8 protein-coding genes and 1 tRNA gene are annotated in these 21093 nt (G+C 58.4%); 2 read left to right on the forward strand and 7 right to left on the reverse strand.

Annotated elements, in window-relative coordinates:
- Positions 1–10: 10 nt before the first annotated feature.
- Positions 11–1027, reverse strand: coding sequence for a lysylphosphatidylglycerol synthase transmembrane domain-containing protein (locus FTW19_RS19190; RefSeq protein ID WP_147649184.1), 1017 nt, complete (start codon positions 1025–1027; stop codon positions 11–13).
- Between the two features lie 176 nt (positions 1028–1203).
- On the opposite strand from FTW19_RS19190, the gene FTW19_RS19195 reads away from it, so the two are divergent.
- Positions 1204–2730 (forward strand): hypothetical protein, encoded by a 1527-nt coding sequence (locus tag FTW19_RS19195; RefSeq protein WP_147649185.1) that lies wholly within the window; start codon positions 1204–1206, stop codon positions 2728–2730.
- 18 nt (positions 2731–2748) lie between these two features.
- Here FTW19_RS19195 and FTW19_RS19200 read toward each other — a convergent pair whose 3' ends face one another.
- The 6 genes from FTW19_RS19200 to FTW19_RS19225 form a co-directional block, all read right to left on the reverse strand.
- Positions 2749–4767 carry a DUF3857 domain-containing protein gene (locus tag FTW19_RS19200; protein ID WP_147649186.1) on the reverse strand — a complete coding sequence of 673 codons (2019 nt, stop codon included), beginning with the start codon at positions 4765–4767 and terminating at the stop codon, positions 2749–2751.
- Positions 4768–4792: 25 nt separating this feature from the next.
- The gene (locus FTW19_RS19205; protein ID WP_147649187.1) at positions 4793–6787 is read right to left on the reverse strand and encodes a DUF3857 domain-containing transglutaminase family protein; all 1995 of its coding nucleotides are present in this window, start codon (positions 6785–6787) and stop codon (positions 4793–4795) included.
- Positions 6788–7120: 333 nt separating this feature from the next.
- Entirely contained in the window at positions 7121–12430 is a 5310-nt protein-coding gene (locus FTW19_RS19210) for a cellulose synthase subunit BcsC-related outer membrane protein (protein ID WP_187143060.1), read from the reverse strand.
- 160 nt (positions 12431–12590) lie between these two features.
- Complete coding sequence (gene bcsZ, locus FTW19_RS19215; RefSeq protein WP_147649189.1) at positions 12591–13766, reverse strand: cellulose synthase complex periplasmic endoglucanase BcsZ; 1176 nt, start codon at positions 13764–13766, stop codon at positions 12591–12593.
- Between the two features lie 13 nt (positions 13767–13779).
- Positions 13780–18411 carry a UDP-forming cellulose synthase catalytic subunit gene (gene bcsA / locus FTW19_RS19220; RefSeq protein WP_348641830.1) on the reverse strand — a complete coding sequence of 1544 codons (4632 nt, stop codon included), beginning with the start codon at positions 18409–18411 and terminating at the stop codon, positions 13780–13782.
- Complete coding sequence (locus tag FTW19_RS19225; RefSeq protein WP_147649190.1) at positions 18345–20435, reverse strand: cellulose synthase operon protein YhjQ/BcsQ; 2091 nt, start codon at positions 20433–20435, stop codon at positions 18345–18347. Before FTW19_RS19225 ends, bcsA begins: the two co-directional genes overlap by 67 nt.
- A gap of 244 nt (positions 20436–20679) precedes the next feature.
- Between FTW19_RS19225 and FTW19_RS19230 the strand changes: the two genes are divergently transcribed.
- Positions 20680–20755: transfer RNA gene (locus FTW19_RS19230), tRNA-Lys, on the forward strand.
- Positions 20756–21093: the final 338 nt, after the last annotated feature.

Raw genomic sequence — 21093 nt, forward strand, 5'->3', positions numbered from 1 at the left:
ACTCTCTACTTTACGGAAGCTCAACAGGAAGCTCTTGGACTTCCTGGGACAACGAAGGGTGCGGGCCGCGCCGCGCCCGATGTAACAGGAACATGACACCGCCAGCAGCGGTTACCGTGAACAGGATAAAGACATGGACCACCAGGGCGAAGACCACAGCAGGTGTCTCCGCCGCTCCATGCGAGACCATAGCCAGTTTGGCGGTGAATTCGAAGGTCCCCACGGCTCCCGGCGAGCTCGGGATGAGATAAGAAAGGTTGCTGAAGGCCAGAGCCCCCCAAGGCCCGATCCAGTCACTCACAATTCCCAAGGCACGCGTCATCGCGACGAAAATCATTCCCTCACACGCCCATAAGACAAAAGACTCCAGCAGAAGAGCCAGCCGCACCGGGAGAGAGATGATGGCAATTGCATCCAGCGCCGAGACCAAACGAGCCTCAATCTTGCCGACCAGCCCGGGATGCGGTAACAGGTTCAAGAGCTTCCTGAAAGGCGATTTAAGCTTTCCCGCAGCCAGCAGAAGCACCAGCACCGCACCGCTCACTCCCAGCAACAGCACACGCGCCACGATCTGAGTTTTGTGCGAAATCAGCGTCGAATTGCGCCCCATGGTAGCCACAAATAGAAGCAGCAGCGTGAAGACGTCCAGAACGCGTTCCAGAACCACGGTGCTCAAAATCACAGGAGCGGTTGAGTCCAGATCACCGGCATAGCTGAAGACACGGAGAAAATCTCCAATGCGGAGCGGCATGATGTTATTCGCCGCAAAGCTGGTCATCAGTACGCGGGCACAGGCGGAGAACTTCGCGCGGCTGGAAGCACGCATCATCAGCCACCAGCGATGTGACCGCAATGTATAACCGGCAACAAGAAAGATCACGGCCACCAGCATCCACGCGGGTTCCACCAGCCGTACCTGGCGCAGACCGGCATAGTTCACCTTGCGGAAGGTGAACCAAAGAAAAAAACCGCTGATCAGAAAACCGGGGACTGTTTTCAGCAAATTGCGGCGCTGCTGCGGCGTCATGCGGTTATCCTTGGACGGGCCTTGGGAGCGGGCACGGGCAACAGTTCATGGGTGCGGAGCATCGTCCTTATTATAGTGAGGACGACGAGCTGGCCCATTTTCTTCCCGCGATTGAGCGACATCGAAACTTTTTCCACAATGCTGTTCGTCTAAATATCTCGGAGCCCTTCTAACCATTGGCCACGTTCGTAGTAACGCAACCGCGACCGGTAGAGCGCACTGTTCGCCAGTTCACCGCCTCCCGCAGCGGACAGGCCCTGGTTCTGGCTGTTCTCACTCTTGCGGCACTGGTCATTCATGGCTACCACCCCTATAGCGAAGATGGCGGTATTTATATCGCCGCTGCCCAACACGCGCTGCAGCCCCAGCTCTTCCCCCATCTCAGCCAGTTTGCGAATGCACACGTCTCCTGCCTCTTCTTTTCGCGGATGATGACCGGCATTGTGACGCTGACGCATCTGAGCCTGACCTGGGTCTTTTTTCTCGGCTATCTGGCCTCCGTCTATCTCACTCTGAGCGGGCTGCACAGCATTCTGCAAACGTGCCTGCACAGCGAGGCAGCCAGGTGGTTCGCTCTGTTTCTCTTCACTGCGATCATGTCGATGCCCGTCGCAGGGACATCGATCATCATGGCGGATCCCTATCTCACCTCGCGTTCGCTTGGTCTTCCGATGGTGCTCTTTGCCATCGCCGAAGCCCTGCAGGACCAGCCACGCTGGATGCGCATCGTGATCTTCCTTATACCCGGCAGCCTGCTCCACCCACTGATCGCGGCCTGCGGGGTCTACTTGATCGCTCTGATTGTTGCCCTTCGTAGCGGAAGCCGCGCCATGGTATATGGCGTCATTGCATTTGCCCTGACGACATCGACGGCCGTCCATTGGCTTGCGCCTGTCGAATCCCCTGCATATCGCGAAGCCGCCGTCTCCCGAACCTACTGGTTCCTGACCCGATGGAGCTGGGATGAGATCGTAGGTGTGATCGCCCCGATTCTGTTGCTGTGGGCGCTGGACCGCTTTCGTCCCACAACTTTCACCGACACCTTTTCGACCTTTCTACGGGCTCTCTGTCTTGGCGGGATCGTCACCATCGTGGTCAACCTGTTGTTTGCACATCCCGGGAGCAGCAATCACCTGGTTGCCAGCCTGCAGCCTCTGCGTTTTTTCACATTTCTTTATCTGGCGATGGTCCTGGCGCTCGGCTCACTGCTCGCTCTGCTGCCTCGCAGAATTGTTGGCGGATTCATCATTGCCGCGCTCGCAGCATATCTCTTCCTCGTCCAGCGCAATATCTATCCGAACACAGCCCACCTGGAGCTCCCCTGGCGAGGCTTGTCGAATGAGTGGGAACGCGCCTTCCTCTGGGTACGGGAACACACGCCGCAGGACGCAGTGTTCGCGATGGACTCCGACTACCACAATCTTCCGGGTGAGGACACACATGTCTTCCGCGCCATTGCGCTGCGCGATGCATTGCCGGACTACTCCAAAGATGGAGGGATCGCTGCTGTAAAACCATCCATCGCCAGCGACTGGGTCAGTGGCGTCGCCCTACAGCGTGATCTCGATGACCTGGATGACACGACACGTATCGCCAGAATGAAATTGGCGGGCGTGACCTGGGTCATACTTCGCCCTTCAGCCAACACCCGCCTTGATTGTCCCTACATCGATCACGATATCCGAGTCTGCCGGATTCCGTAGTTCATTATTACTGCCGCCTTAGTTGCTCGCCCCCGTGGTCGTAGCCGCCGGTGCAGGCTGTAACACGACGTTCTCCTGATCCTTGGCCTGCAGCTTGTTATAGAAGGTCCGGATTGTCGGATAGTCGGTGACTGGATAAATCAGGCCGTTGCGCGCCAGGTTACGCCGAACCGTGATCGTGTTCGTCACCTGCTGGCTGCTGATGTCATACAGCATGCTGTCGAGGATCTTATCCTGCGCTGTCGCGGGAGCCGACTCAACCTTCATCCCAGCCGGAAGAACATACCGCACGGCATCGCGCTCCCATACCTCATAGTTGAAGTAGATCGGAAGCTCGCGCTTGTCATGCGGGAACGCCGCCTTGGCGCGCGACTCGTAGATGTCACCCGGAAGGATCATGCGCTTGGAGGTTGTAGCGCCTACCGGCCCACTTACCTTCAGCGTCACTCTCAAGGGCTTTTCGTAGTCATAGAGCTGTTCGATCTTCGTGACTTCCGCTTCCATGCCATTGGGCAGCATGGCTTCTACAGCGTCCTTCAGATCCCGATTCAACTCCGTTTCGTCCGTGCGGGATGCACGTTGACGCCAGCGTACGGCAGGAGCTCCCATAAACGTAACCACACCAACACCAGTTGCCTTACCCGTTTCATCGAGTTTCAGGTCGGCCACTCGTTGCACCTGGGAGTATTTATAGCTCTCACCCGGCAGCTCTGCGACCTTAACGCCCTGGTCGCTCTGACGAATGCCGCCGGCATACGTATGCTTCCAGTCCAGATGGCCGTAGGGGACGTACTTCATACCTGGATCAAAGAACTGCTCCTTACCGTCCACTACAACAATGGCGATCAGATCGTCCAACTGGACAAGGTCAAGCCATCCAGGAAGAAAAACACGATCATCACGCCGCACAACCGCCATACCGTAGGCTTTCATGCCGGCCGCGCGCGCCATTGCGAGAAAGAGCTTCGTCAAATCGTCCCCGCTGCCGCGCTTGCGCGTGAGGATATCATCCGCTGTCTTGACCGTTTTTAGACCATTGGCCTTATCTTCGGAGGCACTTCGCGCGCGGGTGAAGTCGGTGTTGTCCATTGCCATCACAGCGGCATAGATCTTCTTCAGCTTGTCTTCCTGCGTCGTGGCCCCGCCAGTACTTTCCGTGGTGAAGGTCCGCACGGCCGAGGAGGGCTCGGCAAACTTATCGATGTCCTTTGACCATTTCTTGCCTTCCGACTGCCAGAACTCATCCGCCGTCCGATAGCTCAGGTAATAGAACATCACCCGGTAGCTATTGCTCTTCATGGGAGGCATATAGTCCTCCTCAACCACAGCCGGAATATCCTTCGCGTTCAACTCGAAGATGATCTGTCCGTTGTTTCCATTCACAGCAGGCAATTGGGTCTGCTTGATTTCCGTACCTTTGGGAAGAATCGGTGTCCAGGAGATTCGTGTATTGTTCTTTCCGTCAGAGAAATACAGATCCTTGGTGCTGGGCTTCCATACGTAATGCGCCTTCTGCATGTATAGATCTCCCTGAACGTCCCAGCGAGGGAAGGTGTAGTAGTTATCATCCCAGCGTCTCTTATAACGGAGTTCGATAATGCTGCCTACTGTGACGTCGGGAAGAGTAACGACTTTTGCCGTGTACTTATTCCCCTTGGTCTTTTCCATGACCTTTTCATAGGGCTTTCCGGTGTACGGGATAATTGTGCCGTCTGGATGAATCGTGCGACCCTGAACATCGTCGATATTCCAGTACCAGCCATCATTGCCGCGATACTGCACTAGTTCGTAGTTGGCTCTGTCTCTACCCTCTTCGCTAAGCACCTTGATGCGAACGTAGACACTGTGCATGTGCAAGGCATCCTCGGTCAGCTCGTCATAGTTCAAGATCACGGCTGAAGCTCCCGGCGCCTGCGGGAAACTCATCATCTTCAGTTCTTCCGGTGTTGGCGTAATCCACTGATCAGCAGCGTGCGCCACACTGCTTCCTACGACCAACGCCGCTGCCAGATATGCGGCTCTTACGATACGAAACATCTCAACCCTCCGAAACCACCCGTCGTTACTTCTTTTTCAGAACGACATTGCTTTGCTCGTCGTAACCGATCACACCCGCGAGCTTCTGCACTTCTTCGTATTTCTCCGCGGGTAACTCCACCTGCCGGACCACATACGTCCGTGTGTAATGCAACTTGTTCCCTTCAACCTTGCTGGCGCTCTCATAGGAAGCCCAACCCATGTCGATCTTCACCGGATCGGGCAACTCATCGGCCACGTAGCCATCTGGAAGTTCGATCTCGTAGTCGTCTTTCACTTCGCGCGCTGCGCCGAGATCAATGGGATACACACGTACTTTCTTGTCCGTGTCCAAGGTGTCTGTTCCAAGCACACGGGGGCGCATCATAAGCAACGAGCCCGCCGGCCTGGCGAAGCTTGATGCTTTGAGTGCATAAGACATCTTCAAATCCTTCGTGAGCTCCATCGCATTTTCGACTTTGAGCCCGTCGTAGCTAAAATTCACCAGGTCGCGCCCGAGCATGCGATCAAAAATCTCGCGTTGCTCTTTTTCCGTTCCGGTACGGAAAAGCCGACGATGCCAATCGGCAATGTCACCGAATCGGCTTTCTAACATCTGACCATTCAGTGAACCATCTTCCGCCAGCTTGAATTGTCCCGTACGGTGGATGGAGTTCACATTAGGACTGAGTATGGGGAATTCAATGACCTGACTGTCCTTGCCGTCTATCAGCACACCATAACCGCCCTGCAGATTGAACTCCAGGTGTCCGAAGGGGGTGTACTCCCATGTAGGGTCGAAGATCAAAAACCGTTTGCCGCTGTTCGCTTTCACAACAGCATGGAGCTTCGGAGACTCATATCCTGCCGGAAGCTCGATCGCGGCTACCATATGATTTGAGGCAATCGATGGAGCATTCGGATCCACTACACCTCGCTCGGTATCGACTCGCACCCATGTCGAGCGGATACCGATACTAGCAAGCATGGCGGAGAGTAGTGTCGCTTTGTCTTTGCAGTCACCAGATTTGTTCTTGTAAATCAACTGCGCCGGATGAGGCTGGTTCCCACCTATGCCGATCTCGATAGCGACATAGCGAATCTGACTCTGCACATATTCCCCAATTGCCTGGGCTCTATCTGCAAAGTCTGTTTTTCCAGCTATCAGTTCCTGCGCTTTGGCGGTGATTTCTGGTGTTGCATCGTTCCGTCCCTTAGCCAGAACCTCATACCATTCACCGATACTCTCCCAGGTTCCGTTCGTCGCATAGGGAGCCGCGGCACCAAAATAATGGACAGACATGCGCTTCATTTGTCCTCGCCGCTCCGGAGCCATATTGACATCCCGCAGGTCGAGTGGCGGTTCGTTGGAGACCTCCCACAAATATTTCCCTTTTTCAAGATCGACTGGGGTTGTTTCCTTCTTTCCCTTCCAGACCTCTTTGTAGTCCATCCCTGGCGGCAGTTCGACCTTCAGGCGCTCTTTCAGGACGGGTATTTCCTTCTGAACGCCCCAAATATATTCGGTGTAATAGGGTCTTGCTTCCTGTTCGTACTCCATGGCAACAATTGCGCCGGGATCTCCGGCCGGCGCAGTGCCTCCGCGATGGCGGTCATCGTTGTAGATCGAGTAACCATCATAGACAGCCTGATCGGTAATCTCGTTATCCTTCAATTCATACTCATGACCATCCGGCCCAATGCTCCATATCTTCAATGACCGGATTTTCGAATCGCCATCATAGTACGTACCAAGATGGGCATACCCTCTTCCCTGCGGTCTAAGGATCTTGATCGCCCGTCGATGATGCTCCACCGCCCGCAAGTCGCCACCCACGGTATAGGTAGTGTCCGAAAGCAGGACAACGGCATTGGTATTTGCTGGATATGAGGGCAAGGGCTGCTTCGCAGCCTCTTTCAGCCAGTCAGGCAGGACCGGTTTCTTTTCCGCTAATGCGGAAGGGCTAAGCAGCGCGAAGAAATATGCACATGCGAGGAGACGAACCGAGGAAGGAAAGGCAAGAGAACGATTCAGTAACACAGCTACAAACCCTTTGCAGATCAAGCCAACGAGCGGGCCAAGGAATGACGGGCAGAGAAGAGTTTCTTCCCCGCCTGACGTACCAAATTTGGTAATGTAGCTGCTTTATATCCTGCACAGTGAGGCGTGGCAAGAGAATTTGCACAAGCTTTTAGAAGCATTTTCCCTTTTCTGAAAACGCCCATAGATGCGGAAGCCCTACTCTACGCCCCCGGGGAAATGCTTTAGAGCATTTTCCCTGTTGCTGGGTATCCCGGAAGGGCGTGCAGCGCGTTTTCATTGCGGAACGCCCGTAGATGGGGAAACCCTACACCACACCTACAGGGAAATGTTCTAGGGTACACGCAACGGACGGAAACCGTCGTACGGGAACAGGCCCGTCGGGTAATCCTCCGTCGGCACCTGCGGCTTGAACAGGTAGCGGAAGAAGAATCCGGCCGTAATGGTGTTGTAGTTATTCGTATTGTTACCGTTCAGGATGCCGCCAACGTACCAGTGGTCGGCGATGCGGTAGCTCATCTCTGAGTTAAGCGAGTAATTCAACCCGGTGCTGGTGTTGACCGGATACTCTCCGCAGGTATGCGCCGCGATAGAGGGCAATGTGCAACCCGAGTACGCCCCGGTCTGCTGCGACGTATCCAGCGGATAGTACTTGGCGTAGGCTTCCTGGAAGCTCTGTACGCCGACGGCGCCGGCAACCGTATAGTGCCAGTTCGTGCCGTAGAAGCCGTTGAAGGTGACCGGCACAGCGCCCAGGAAGTAAGCGTTAGGGCTGAAGTATCCGCCCATGCCGTACGTCATGCCGCGCTGGTTGTTGTCATAGTGCATGCCAAAGAAGCTGGCGCCGAGATTCAGGCTGCCATAGCCCGGGAACTGCTTAACGCGCCAGTAGGACCCGACCGTGCCTTCGAATTTTCTGTTATCCAGAACGTGATATCCGGTCAGAGTGGCGCCTGCCGCACTAACGTAGAAGCCCGAGCGCTCATTGCCAAAATCGAGACGCATACCGCCGCCGGTGGAGACGACGCCGCCCCAGATGTTGCCCGGAAAGACCGGTGTGGCGGAGCCCGGATCGCGCATACCGGAATAGGACAGCTGCGTGTCCTTCACATTGTCACGGTCAGCGAACAGCAGGAAGTGGCCACCGAAGGGGCGCCAGCGCCCGTGGCCAATGACATTGGTTACGAGAAACTCGTAGGGGGTAAAGCCAACCGACAACGCCATGTTCGTGGTTACCAGTTGCGCCTCGCCACCGAGGCCAGCCGTCAGCTGCTGCGAGGGCTGATTGATGGCATTCAAAGGAAGTGTGCCCAGAATCGGTACCGTACCGCTGGCGTTCTGGTACGACGCAAGATCGAGTGTGCCAGCATTCAGGAAGACAGCCCGGGGAATGATGCTGAGCCGCAGTGTCTTATTCGCAACCAGCGTCGCCTCAAAGGGCGATTCCAGATCGAACAGCCGGTTCATGCCGGAGATGCCGCTGCGATAACGAGCAAGAGCCGTCGCGCCGATCCATGAGGAATAGCTTGCCTCCAGCGAGGCCAGGTCCAGTTCCGTCTGCTGCCGCTCGCTTAGCGGAGGTCCCGGAGTCAGAGCTGCGGCGCGATCCCAACCGCCACGCAATGGCGGAACGTTCTTTGCCACCAGCATGGGATCGGTCGGAGGATTCCCCAACGGATAGCTCGGTCCCAGATCGGGATACGGTTGACCGCTCAGCGCCACAGGAACGCCGGGATAGAACAGCGGAGCCTGCTGCGGTCCGGTGGAGGCTCCTTCGACCGAGCGGCTACGCACCGTCCGGCGACCGGTCGTAGCGGGGCGACGTGCCGGCTGCGGATACTGCTGTCCGTAGGTCTCTGTCGCGGCAGCCGCGCCGGTATTCTGCGCCAGGTCGCCACGGTACTGATAGTTCGACTGCGTCTGGGGAGCCTGAACGGTCGAGCCCATCCCGCCCTGCGGCTGCGGAATCTGGGTCTGCGCGGCGTTGTACGGCTGACCGTTGTACTGAGTCTGCGTCAGGGGAGCAACATCGATCGGATCCTGCGGAGGATGGCTGGCGCCAACCAACGGTCTGGGGTCGGACTGTCTGCGGCGCGTGGCAGTTGCCTCGGCGGCCGCGATATCCGGATGCGAGGATGACGACGGCACCCGTCCCGTGCGCTTGGAGTTCGGCACATACTTCGCCGTCGGGACAACGTCTGTAGGCTGCTGCACCGTCGGCTGGATGGGCTGGAGGTCCGAACCAAGATTTACCGGGGACTCCTGCGCCATATAGGCGGCATTCTGGTTCACAGCATTTTGCGGGTTGTACGGAACGTATGGACCGTACATATCAGAGCGCGCCTGCTGCTGCGCCGGAGGACCATAGGCAGAGAGAGGGCCTGCACCATTGACTGCACGCTCTGTCAGCCGCCGGATCTGCTCCCGCTGATACGCCATATAGTCATTGGCATTGACGGCATTGCCGTTGGTATCCGTCTGCGGAAAGGCCGGAAGAGCACTCTGCGCGGTGACATCGGGTTGCTGCTGCCCCAGAGGAGCAAGCGCCGGATTTGCCTCAGCCTGCGGGATATAGTCCTTCAGCCGCGTGGTCGTTCCAGGACGAGCCGGTGTGCGCTGCTGCTGATAGGCCGGGTTCGTCATATATGACGGAACAAGACTGCTATTCGGGGAGGCGGCGCCGTTTCCCTGTAGCTGTACTGGCGCGGTTCCGTACTGGTTCGAGTAGCTGGGAAGATACGGTGGAGGCGCTGGAGCTGCAAACTGTCCGGCCGCAACGGCTGAGTCCGATCCCGGGGCCATCAACTGCGCCAGGTCCAGAGCCTGAGTTGCATTCGGCAGACGGCCACCATTCTGGGCCGCAAGACTCATCTCGGCAGCGAGCTCCGCACCTGGATCTCCCGGAGGCATCGCACTGAGACTTGCCTTGTAGTAATCCGCCGCACGTCCGCTGTCGCCGCGAGCCTGCTCAAACTTCGCCGCCAGGATCAGCATCTGCGCATCTTTCGGATACTGATCGAGGCCATAACGCAGCCACAGTTCGGCATTCTTGGTATCGTTCGCCGCCAGAGCGGCTCCGACGGCGGCCTTGTAGTCCGTCGCCGAAGCTGTCGTCATGTCCTGCGAACGGAAGATCGCGACGGCCTGCTTCGGTTGACCTGCACGCGCATAGCCGGTCGCCAGGGCGCGAATCACTGCTGGATTATCGGGAAAAGCCTTTGCCGCGGCGTTCAGAATCGCCAACGCACGACGGATATTATTGGCCGCCACTGCCTGATTGGCGCGGCGCACTGCCCAGTTCGCCCAGATGGTCTGCACCGTACGGCGCTGCTCTTCGTTCAGGTCGTTGCGGCTGCCAATCATCATTAACTGGCGATAAAGACCGGAATCATTCTGGGAGTTATAGAGCAGCCAGGCGTCCTGGATATCGATATCCGCGGGAGGCGCCATGTTCTGCTTGGCATAGTGCTGCTGCACGCGCTGCAGAAAGACCATCGCCTGCTGCGGCTGTCCCAGGCCTCCGTAGATACCACCTACGGTCTGCAGATACTCCGGATCCAGTTCGAGCTGCTTGCGTGTCTGCTGCGGAATCTGCTGAACCTGTGCCAGCGCCTCCTGGTCATGGCCGCTTGCATGCAGAGCCGTCAACAAACCCTTCCAGCTATCGAGCCGGTCAGGGTTCTCTGTCAGGACCTGGCGATAGATGGCATAGGCCTGCTGGGCGTTGCCGCGCTTCATGTAGATGCCCGCCAGTTCGCTCTGCATGGCGATCGACGGCTTCTGCCCTGCCATGCTTGCCTGCGAGACAGCCTTCTCCAGCATGTCCTGCGCGACATCGAGCTTGTTCTGTGCGTCGTAGACCGCTGCTACCGTGCTGACAAAGCCAGGATCGCGGAGCGCCTGGTCATACGCGGAGGGCGGCATGCTCTCCAGCGTCTGCTCGGCAAGCGCGTCATTCTTCATAGCGTGCTCAACACGCACCAGCCCCTGCCAGGCAGCAACATTCGCAGCATCTTCACTCAGGACCTGGCGATAGAGCCCGGCGGCCTGATCCATGTGATTGCCGGCCAACAGAAGGCCTGCGTACTGCAACTGCGTCTCGATCTTGATACCGCGCCCATCAGCGGGAAAAGGGAGCTCAAGGGCTCCCTTCAACACTCGCTGCGCATCTGCGTCTCGACCTACGGCCGAGTAGGCCGAGGCCAAGGTTCGCAGGAAGTCCGGGTCCCTCATGAGCTGAGCTCGCACCCCCGCCGGCATCTTCCGTTCCGTTGCCAATGCAAGAGCTGCGTTCCCTGACTGATACTGCGCGGTGAACAAACCTCTCCAGCCGGTAATTCCGCTGGCTCTCAGCCTGATGTACTGCTCGTAGTATGGAGCCGCAGCTTCAGGCTGTTGTGCCTTCATCAAAGTTCCAGCCAGACCTTCAAGAGCTTCCGGGCTGCCGGTCTTCATGTCCAGCGCCGCACGGAAATGCTTCTCTGCCGTCGTCAGATCATTCTCATTCAGGGCTGAGGTACCTTCGCCCATCGTGTACCAGAACCGCGAGGTCGAGAGAGCATTTTCCAGACCAGCATCGCGCGCGCCGTCCTGCTTGGCCTGCTCCAGGAAGCTGATGGCTCCACCGAAATTCGACTGCTGCATGCGGATATAGCCCATGCCGGCCAGCGCGCGAGGGTTATCCGGATTCTTGCCCAAGAGCGCCTTGAAGCGCTCTTCTGCTTCCGTCAGCCGCTTTCCATTCAGTGCCGCATAGGCTGCCTGCTCTTCCTGGCTTACCTGACGGTTTGCAACGATCTCCGCCTGCTCTTCAGGAGTCATCGCCGGCCCCTGCGCCGCAGTGCGCGCTCCCGTGCGGACCGATGCAGCGACGCGAGCCTGCGTGCTCTTCATCGCCATCTCCAGAGCGGGATCCTTGTGCTTTGCGAGATAGGAGCGAATGTCAGAAAGAGCCGCCGGATTCTGTGCATCCCAGGTCAGCGACTGACGCAGTGCTTCCATGGCTCCCGGATCACTGGGATGGCGCTCAAGATAACGCCGGCCTTCGGCGCGGGTGGCTGGGTTGTAGGTCAGAATGCGTCCCAGAGCAATCTGGTAACGCGAGTCCTGCGGATATTTATCGATGAGCGAACGCAGGCCGGCGACGGCATGAGGACGGCCATCTTCCGTGGCCGATTCTGTCTCGTAGTAGGCCAGCGCCCAATCGCCCGGAGGCGGCGTTCCGCCGAAGACCTGGCGATAGATATTCATCGCCTGCGCGTATTGCCCGCCCTGCGCCAGCTTGCCAGCCTGCTGCAACTGCTGCAGTTGGTTCTGCTGGGTCATCATGTTCTCGGCCCGCTCAATATTCGGGTCGTTTGGACTGACCGCCCGCAGACGATCCAGATATTGCTTTGCCTGCTGTTGATTTCCCGCCAGCTTGGCGGCGCGGGCCAAACCGCCCAGCGCCTCAGGATTGTTCGGGTCAGCCAGCAGAACCTGTTGCCAAGTCTGGGCTGCCATATCCATACGCCCTTTTACTTCAAGAGAGTGCGCCTTATCCAGCAGAGCCGCTGTCGTAGACGCATTTCCCTGCGCCCAGAACATGGCAGGCGTGCCCATCATGCCGGCGTATAGCGCCAGGGTGGCCGTGAGCATTCGCATTGGTGGCAGATTCTTCATTCCTACTCGCAAAATCGTTAGGCGGCGCGAGGGGGTATCTAGAGAGACACCGCGTCGCAGCTTAGCTTACCGCTTTCTTAGGGTTTTGTCCCTGTTTTTTTCCGCTATTAACTGCGGAATCACTAGTTTACGGCGTGAGTTGTTACTTCCACTTCAGCTTCAATCGTCCTTCTTTGTCAATGCGAAACCGCTGGTCCTGCCAACCGGTGGCAAACATTACCAGGTTCTGGTCGTAATAGTCGCCATTCCTGCCATAGAGTCCCGTCGATGGATCTTTAAGGGCCGCCAGACGATCCATCTGTGTTTTGAACTGCTGTTTCAAGCCCATCATCTGCAGATAGGGGGCAAGAGCCGCGGAAAAACCAACGGGAGCATCGGCATTCAACACCTTGCCGGCGGAGTCCACCTGCAGCGGCGGCAGCAGGTTGGTCCGCATGTAGTTCGTCATGCCGCCGAGCGGCGCCGCCATCTCTCGAAGTCCAGGAGTTCCCGGGTCGCTGATCCCCAGCCACAGATAGATGCGAATAGCCTCGTAGGCGCCCACCGGGACACCTTCATTCTTCCCGGTAGCCAACTGCGCCGGAGTCAGAGAAGGACGCACACCGCCTGGACCAGCCAGGACCCAGTCCATGGCAAAACCGCCACCACTTCCCTGCGCCAGCAACTGAGGCATGGAGTCCAGAACCGTCGACCACGGTCCCTGCGGGTTCTCCTTCGCCAGCCGCACAAGGATGAAGGGAGGCAGATAGCTGGGATTCAAGATGTAGGCCGTGGGTTCGGGATGGAATCCCTGTGGCCCCGGAAGAATTGTCGTCCCCAGCCCCGGCGCGAGAATAACTTCGCTCTGCGCGATGCGGCTGGCCATCACCGTCCCCAGCTTCGCGTAACGATCGTCGCGCCAGATGCGTCCAGCTTCCAGAAGCGTGTAGGTCATCCAGAGATCGGCGTCTGAAGCTGCGTGATCATCCAGCACCTTCCATTGGCCTTCAGGAGACTTGCCCCAGTTCCAGGCGGGCAAACGCAGCGTCATGTCACCGCCCGCAAGATTCTCCTCTGTCCACTTCAGCAGCTTGTCAAAGCGGCCGCGGTCCCCGGCGACCAGTGCGAAGAACATGGCATAGGCCTGTCCTTCGCTGGTCGTGCGATCCTGCGCCGTGCGATCGATGACGCGACCCTGCGGGTCAACGAACTTCGCGGCATACTTCTCCCACAGGTCCCAGGATTGTTCCGCCCGGCACCCCTGGCCGAGCCAGGCCACAAGTGTCATCAACAACGCAACGCATGTGCTCACGCGTGCACGGTTTGTTCTGCTCCGCATCTCCGTCTCTCTTTTATTCGCCCTGCAGGCGGACTCTGGCCCGGTGCCGTAACCATACGCGGACGAGACCGGCCATCAGGAAGGAGAAGCCCATGACCAGGATCACTACCGTCCAGGAGAACTGGGTGAAGAACATCTTCAGCCGAGCCCAAAGCGACAGATAACCCACATGGTAGACATAGTTGCCGATGCGATACGACGAAAACTTCTCGCCGTGCAGCACGCTAACAGACTGAGCAATATCCGACGACTGAGAGTCTCGAAGGAAGGTGGACAGGAACTGCGGGATCACGGAATGATCCCGTGCTGCGATTACCACGACAGACCTGCCCGAGTTGTTCGGCCACTCGATGCCTTCGAGGATCGTATCCGGCAGACCGCCGGCCATCGTCAGCTCACCGGTCTGTACATGATCGCTGGAACGCACCTTCCACCATGCGTTCTGCAGAGGCGTGAAGAAACCCTGCGTGTCCTGCACATGCAGGCCGCCTCCGTCGATGCGCACGGGAAGGTCGTTCTTCAGAATGCTCAGAGCCGGCTGATCCTCAACCGTTCCAAGAACGATGTAGTCCTTCTTGGAGTCGCGCTTCATCCCGTCGGCCGTCACGACCGTAACGTCGGTGACCGGATAGCCGGTCTGCGCTCCGAAGTGACCCATCAGCGTCAGGTACTCTTCGATCTCGTCCGTCTGCGCGTTGTCAGGAATGACGACGGCGGTCTCTGACAGATCCTTCATGCGGGTGAAGGGATATCCGGCATTGGCGAAGAGCTCGAGATTCGGCAGCACCGCCCAGTGGGGAATATCGCGGATATCGAGATAGGAACCTTTCAGGATGGCGCCCTGCAGGTTCAGCGGAGCCGTGTCCTGACACTTACCCTTCTTCGCGATCTGGAAGACGAACTTCAGCATCAGCGAATTGGAGAAGGGCCGCATGTTGACGACCGGCACCGGAATGGGGGTCTGCAGAACAGCGCTGGCATTCTCCTGATGCGGCATCGGCGTCGAGCTGACATAGGCGCCATTCATATAGACCTGCAGCGTGCTCTCATTGGCCAGGGGTACCGGGTTGTAGCGGTACTCCATGTGGAACTCGAGATTCGGCTTCGTCACGCAGTCGTAGCAAAGATCCGGAGGTACGCGCATGTAGACGCCCAGGGGGACGCTGCCGTCGCCCTGCAGCTCGGCCTGCCGTGTGATATCACCCAGCGTGCGGAGCTGATCGGTCGGCAACCAGCGTGGAGCATCATCAGGCTGGCTGGCGGCCGGATGTTTCACCTGCACGCTCACCTGGCTCCCCTGCCACATCGAACGCTGCAGGGACAATCCCATCGCAGCCTTCACCGTGTCTTCCGCGCTGTCGCCGGTAAGAATCAGCACCTTCGAGTAAGGATCGCTCGGGTTTGTTCGCATGGCCACTGTGGCCCCACTACTTCCCGTGACACTTAAAGCTGCCGGCAACTCAGACGCATTCTCACTGATGATGATTGCGTTCCCCTGAGGAATGGTGCCGTAGGAGACGGGGAAACGTACCGGGTGGTAGTCGGTAAGAATGCCGAAGTACGAAGCGACGATACCGGCGGCCTGCAAACCTTTCGGCGTGGGCTGCGAGAGAAAGACGATGGGGATCGACGGATGCAGATTCACCGCAGCGTCATAGAACGGCAGCGGCAACAGCTTGAGGTCATCCTGCAGAGGCAGCAGATTGCCGGCCAGCTCGATCGTCGTAGTGGTATCCACATGGCTCCACAGCGTGGAGTGCGAAGGGTCTTCGCACTGCAGCGTGTAGTGGCCGACAAACTCAAAGGTGATCTGGTTGTCATGCACCAGCATCTCCGCCGGCATGGTAAGCGTTGCTTCCAGCAGAGCATTGTTCTCGAAAGAACGTGCATTGCTCAGGCTGTTCTGCGCCGCAATCTTCTGCTCGGGAGTCAGATCGGCAGGCTCACCTACAAAGTTCGGCTGAGTCGTCACCGGCAGGGTCGCAAACAATGTGCCGTTCACGCTTACCTTCAGGTGGCTGATCGCCGGCAACAGGCCGGGCGAAAAGTGATACCTCAGGTGCATCGTCGCCGACTTTACGACCTGGTTCTGCGGAATCGAAAAGTAGGTGGAGTGATAGGCATCCACACCGCGCAGCACGATCGTGTCGGGAACGCCAACATCCGAGAGAGTAAAGATATTGTCAAACTGTCCGGGCGGAACGGGACGCGCCTGCACACCGCCGTCATGTCCCGGTAACTGGGACTGGGGAGCGCCTGTGGGCGCAACTCCTCCTCCGTTTGCATTCGGAGAGGTTGCCGGCAGCATCGGCCGGGCCTGCGCCTGAGCCTTACCCGCGCCCATCAGCATTGCTGCCAGAATCAGCACAGGAGCAACACTGGCTGCCATCTTCTCTGTCGTCTTCTTCTTCATCAGGCCCTTGACTGTCTGCTGCAACCCAAATATCGCCAGCCGGAAAATTCTCATCAGGCTCACCAGCGGCTTATCAATTTCACGAGATTCACCCCAGCCAAGCCAGGTATCGGCGCGGGAGTACAACACCATCGTCAGCGCCTCTTCTTCCTCAATCGTCAGTGAATCGAACTGCGCGCGCAGCTGCACACCGTCATACCAAACAACTGTGGCGGGAAGCTCGGCATCACCATCCAGTACCGGGAAGACTACCTTGATGTTGTCGCCGGCATGGAGCGCTGCATTGCCCTCCACGTTCATCTGCAGACCACCGCTGGAGATATCCGCGGTAAGGCCGGAGATCACCGAGCCGTCCGGAGCGATGACGTCCGCCGGCACACTCATCGTGATACGCACAGTCTGACGCCGCTGCTGGCTTTCCCAGGCCACGGCCGTAGCCACGCCCAGGATCATGATCGAGAAGAACGTCCAGATCACGTTCATCCAGATGGTGCCTGGATGTGTGCCGTCATACAGTCCGCTCAGATAGTTGAACGGGAACGGAAGCGTGGGCGAGAAGTAGAAGTAGCGCGGAATCGCCATCAGCAGACCGATAACGTTCAGCACCAGCATCACCAGGAAGGGTTGCGCAATGCGAGAGTCGAAGAACCTGCGGTTGACCACACCACCCTTTGCCGTCACGTTGAACGAACCCAACTTCGGGTTGATCAACGCCATCATGGTCGGAAGGAAGATATACGGCGCCAGAACGGTCTCATAGATCTCATTCCAAAATGAATGCCGATGCTGTCCCTGGATACGCGAGTTGGTAATGCTTGAGAGCACCAGGTGGGGGAAGGCGTACGCCAGAATCGCAGCCCAGTAACCGGGGATATTCGTGTGACCAAGGATCAGGTAGATCAGAGGGGCCGTCAAGAAGATCAGACGCGGCAGGCCATATAGAAAGTGCGACATCGCGTTGAAGTAGCAGAGGCGCTGCGCCGGCTTCAGTCCCTTGGCAAAGAGAGGGTTGTCCGTACGCATGACCTGGATCATGCCGCGCGCCCATCGGATACGCTGCTTGACGTGACCGCTCAACCGCTCGGTCGCCAGACCTGCCGCCTGAGGAATGTTGATGTAGGCCGTATTCCAGCCATTGATCTGCATGCGCAACGACGTGTGCGCGTCTTCTGTAACCGTCTCGACGGCGATGCCGCCGATCTCATCCAGAGCTTCGCGCCGCAGCACTGCGCAGCTTCCGCAGAAGAAGGTAGCGTTCCAGAAGTCGTTGCCGTCCTGCACGATGCCGTAGAACAGTTCGCCTTCGTTCGGAATGATGCGGAACTGTCCCAGGTTGCGCTCGAACGGATCAGGTGAATAGAAGTGGTGCGGCGTCTGCAGCATCGCGAGCTTGCGATCGCGCAGGAACCAGCCCACGGTCACCTGCAGGAAGCTGCGCGTCGGCACGTGATCGCAATCGAAGATCGCAACCAACGGCGCGCTCAACCGCTTCAGAGCGCGATTGATATTGCCGGCCTTCGCATGCGCGTTATCGTCACGCGTCATGTAGCCAATACCAGCCTCTTCGCAGAATGAGCGAAACTCTTCGCGTTTTCCGTCGTCAAGAATGTAGACGTTCAGCTTGTCCGCCGGCCAGTCGATGTTCATGGCCGCAAGCGCGGTGTAACGCACTACGCTGAGCGGCTCGTTGTAAGTCGGGATCAGCAGGTCGACCTCGGGCCACTCGTTCGGATCCTCCGGCAGAGGCACGGGGGTGCGGCGCAAAGGCCAGATGGTCTGCAGATAGCCAAGGTAGAGGATCAGGAAGGCGTAGGTCTCTGCAAAGCAGAGCGTCAGGATAAAGAAGGCATCCAGCGGTCCCCACTTCGTTCCGGGATCCTGAAAGAACTCCACCACCGTTGCGATACGCCAGTAGCCATACCGGAAGGTCGAGAACATTGACGCCAGCATCAGCGTCAGCGTGACCAGATAGCTGCGAGAGCTGCGGTCCATCCAAACACCGATCAGCACGGTCAGCAGACCAAGCACAGCCTGCTGCGGCCAGGATAACCGGAGCATGCCCGTGGTTCCCAGGACGAAGAAACCGCCCAGGATCACCAGCACCCTTACCAGCTTCATCACCAGACTGTCGCCAGTCTCAAACTCACGCCACGCCGTGGTATGCGTCATCGTTCCGTCCACCTTGCTCCGCGGAATCCGGCTGTTGCCGGCGCGGTAGCCGCGCGTACCCACGTTGCCACGTTCATAAAGTCTTCAGAGACAGGGCTCGACGGAGCATAGTCGATCACCGTCATTCCCTCTGCCAGCGCCTCACTTACCGCCGGGTTCCGGCGGATGGTAAAGGGCAGAAGACGATCGCCAACCAACTGCCGCATCACCTCACGTACATCCAGGTGCAGCGGCAGTGAAGAATCGAACTGATTCAGAACATAGCTCGGCCGTACTGGACGTCCATCGGCATCCGTGACTCCGTGGAAGAACTTCTCCACGGCCTGCAGGCTGATGACCGAGTTCATATCGGGAGCCAGAGGCACAATCACTGTGGGATTCAAGCGTCCCAGGCGGCGCAGCAACCAGCTCGAACCGGAGCTAAGGTCCACGATCATGCGATGCGCGCCCTGACCGTTGCGGGCGACCTCATCCATCACCCACTCCTGGGTTGCCTGATCGTTGCCCTTCTGATCGAGCTCGTAGTTCACCAGGTAGATGGGCGCGTCGGTGCTTCCAGGCGGCGGCGAGAAGGTCCGCACCACGCTCGGACGCAGTTCACGCGCACCGAAGTAGAACGGCAGCAGACCATGTGATGTGGTATCGGTCAGCAGTACCTTTTCACCCATGCTGGACATGGCGCGGCCCAGCGTAGCCACCATGCTGGTCTTACCGACACCTCCGGCGAGCGAAAAGATCACCAGGGTTGGAACGCGATACTCCGGCTTGCGTGCAGGCTGCGGCTCGGCCTGTTCCTGCGAGTGATCGAAGACACCCTTCAGAGCAAACCAGCGCGAAGCAACACGCTCACGCGAGTGCTGCAGCGTATCAGGAACCTGCGGCGGCTCCTGCTGCTGCACAGGCTGAGGCTGCGGACGCTGCTGGCGATCTTCACCATACAGCCATGCCGGACGCACCGGACTCTGCTCTCGCTGAGCCGCCGGCACCATACCGCTCTGCCGCACCGGCGCAGGGCGATACATCGGCTGAACCGGTTCGCGCTTCTCCGGCATCGTCTCAACTCGTTCCTGCGGAGGATAGTTCTTAAGCGGCGTCTCGTGGACGGGCGGCAATGTGACCTCGTGAGGCTGTGGCTCCTGCCGAGGCATCGGAGGAGCAGGAATAAAGTTACGGACCGGTTCGACAGGTGGCTCCACGACATCCGGACGCCGCGGCATGGTTGCCGGGCGGTCTTCAAAGTGCGGCTGGGGAGGCTCCGGAGCCGGAATGAAGCTGCGCTGAGGCGCCTGATAACGCGGCTCTTCCCGATATGCGTCCATCTGTGCTGTTGGAACATCCGGACGATAGCCGCGCCGCAACTGCTGCTCCTGCTGTGCTGCCGGCTGTTCGACAACACGCTCAGGCTGCTTCGGTGTGACGGGGTCAACGATAGGAACCTTCTTCATGCCCGATGAGAATCCGGGCTGTACGCGCACCGCCGCGCGGATTGCAGAGCTCTGCCGCAAAGCAGCGGCACGTTCGGCAGAAGAGGTATGCGGGCGATGGATATGGTGTTCGATCTCGACATCGTGCGTAGGCTTGCTGTACGGATCGCTGATCTCGCCCGGGACGGCGGGCTGAAGCTGTTCGTTCGGCCAGCGGCGCTGCTGCATCTCGGCATGAGCGTGGGCTTCAGCGGCTTCGCGCTCGGCACGGCGGGCCGCGGCCTCTGCCGCAGCGGCAGCTTCGGCATGACGCGCTGCCTCCAGACGATCCTGTGCAGCCTTCTGCGCCTGCCGCGCACTCTCAGCGGCGGCAGCAGCCCTTTGCGTCTCTTCCGCATCAGCCGCTTCCTGAGAGAGCTTCTCGGCGACTGCCTCTTCGTGGCGCGCAGCCTCTTCGGCTTCCGTCTTCGCCTTCTCTTCCGCTTCACGCGCTGCTTCCGCGGCGCGATGCTTCATCTGGGCGCGGAACTCACGCCGCGACGCCGAAAAGTCACGATACTTAGCGCCCTGCAGATTCGCCCACGAATACAGTACGGCGACGTCTTCAGGGGTCTCGTCCGCAGCTTTCTGCTCTCCACTCCGCTCCGGATTATTGCTGTCCATAACTGCTCCTTGAGCCTGGTGTGTCGTCAAACCGTCAGCCAGTTACTGTCCGGAAAAGACACACTTTTTCCGCAATTGTTCGATCCAATGCCCTGAGCGTACTGGCCTTAGGAACTCAAGTCAATCACCAGCAGATGCTACTTAAGTGTCAGAAATCATGCATTTTGAGCCTTATGGAAACAGCCTTTCCATAGGGCCGGGCACCACTGCACATGCCTCATTTGTGCTACCTTGAAGAAAGTGCGAGAGCGTAGCTCAGTTGGTAGAGCATCGCCCTTTTAAGGCGCTGGTCCTGGGTTCGAGCCCCAGCGCTCTCACCACTCTTCCTTCCCTTTTCTTCTCAACTCAGGGCGATTCTACCCACTCGATGGGCAACCTGAACCACACAGTAGTACCCTTCTGGGCACGAATCCTGAACGTTACCTGTCGGGCACGGGTCTGTCCGGAAGTATCGCGCTATCGCCAGCCTCAAGAGTATCGGTAGAGAAGCTGCAGATTTCTCCGCTATGTTTCACCCCAGCCACCAACGCTGGCCGGGGACACGAGCGTGGGAAAGTTCCCGAACCAACTTGTTGAGAGTTTTTGTTGGTCATCCCGAAGGGATCTGCTATCCGATTTTGCCTTCGTTTGAGAAGCAGATTTCTCCGCTCCCTTCGGT

Origin of the sequence: Terriglobus albidus (assembly GCF_008000815.1) — a bacterium.
GTDB classification, from domain to species: Bacteria; Acidobacteriota; Terriglobia; order Terriglobales; family Acidobacteriaceae; genus Terriglobus; species Terriglobus albidus_A.

Bases quoted from the DNA above. Each gene is read 5' to 3' on its own strand.
- FTW19_RS19210 (WP_187143060.1), bottom strand. From the start codon at position 12,430: ATGCGAATGCTCACGGCCACCCTGGCGCTATACGCCGGCATGATGGGC.
- FTW19_RS19190 (WP_147649184.1), bottom strand. From the start codon at position 1,027: ATGACGCCGCAGCAGCGCCGCAATTTGCTGAAAACAGTCCCCGGTTTT.
- FTW19_RS19225 (WP_147649190.1), bottom strand. From the start codon at position 20,435: ATGGACAGCAATAATCCGGAGCGGAGTGGAGAGCAGAAAGCTGCGGAC.
- bcsZ (WP_147649189.1), bottom strand. From the start codon at position 13,766: ATGCGGAGCAGAACAAACCGTGCACGCGTGAGCACATGCGTTGCGTTG.
- FTW19_RS19200 (WP_147649186.1), bottom strand. From the start codon at position 4,767: ATGTTTCGTATCGTAAGAGCCGCATATCTGGCAGCGGCGTTGGTCGTA.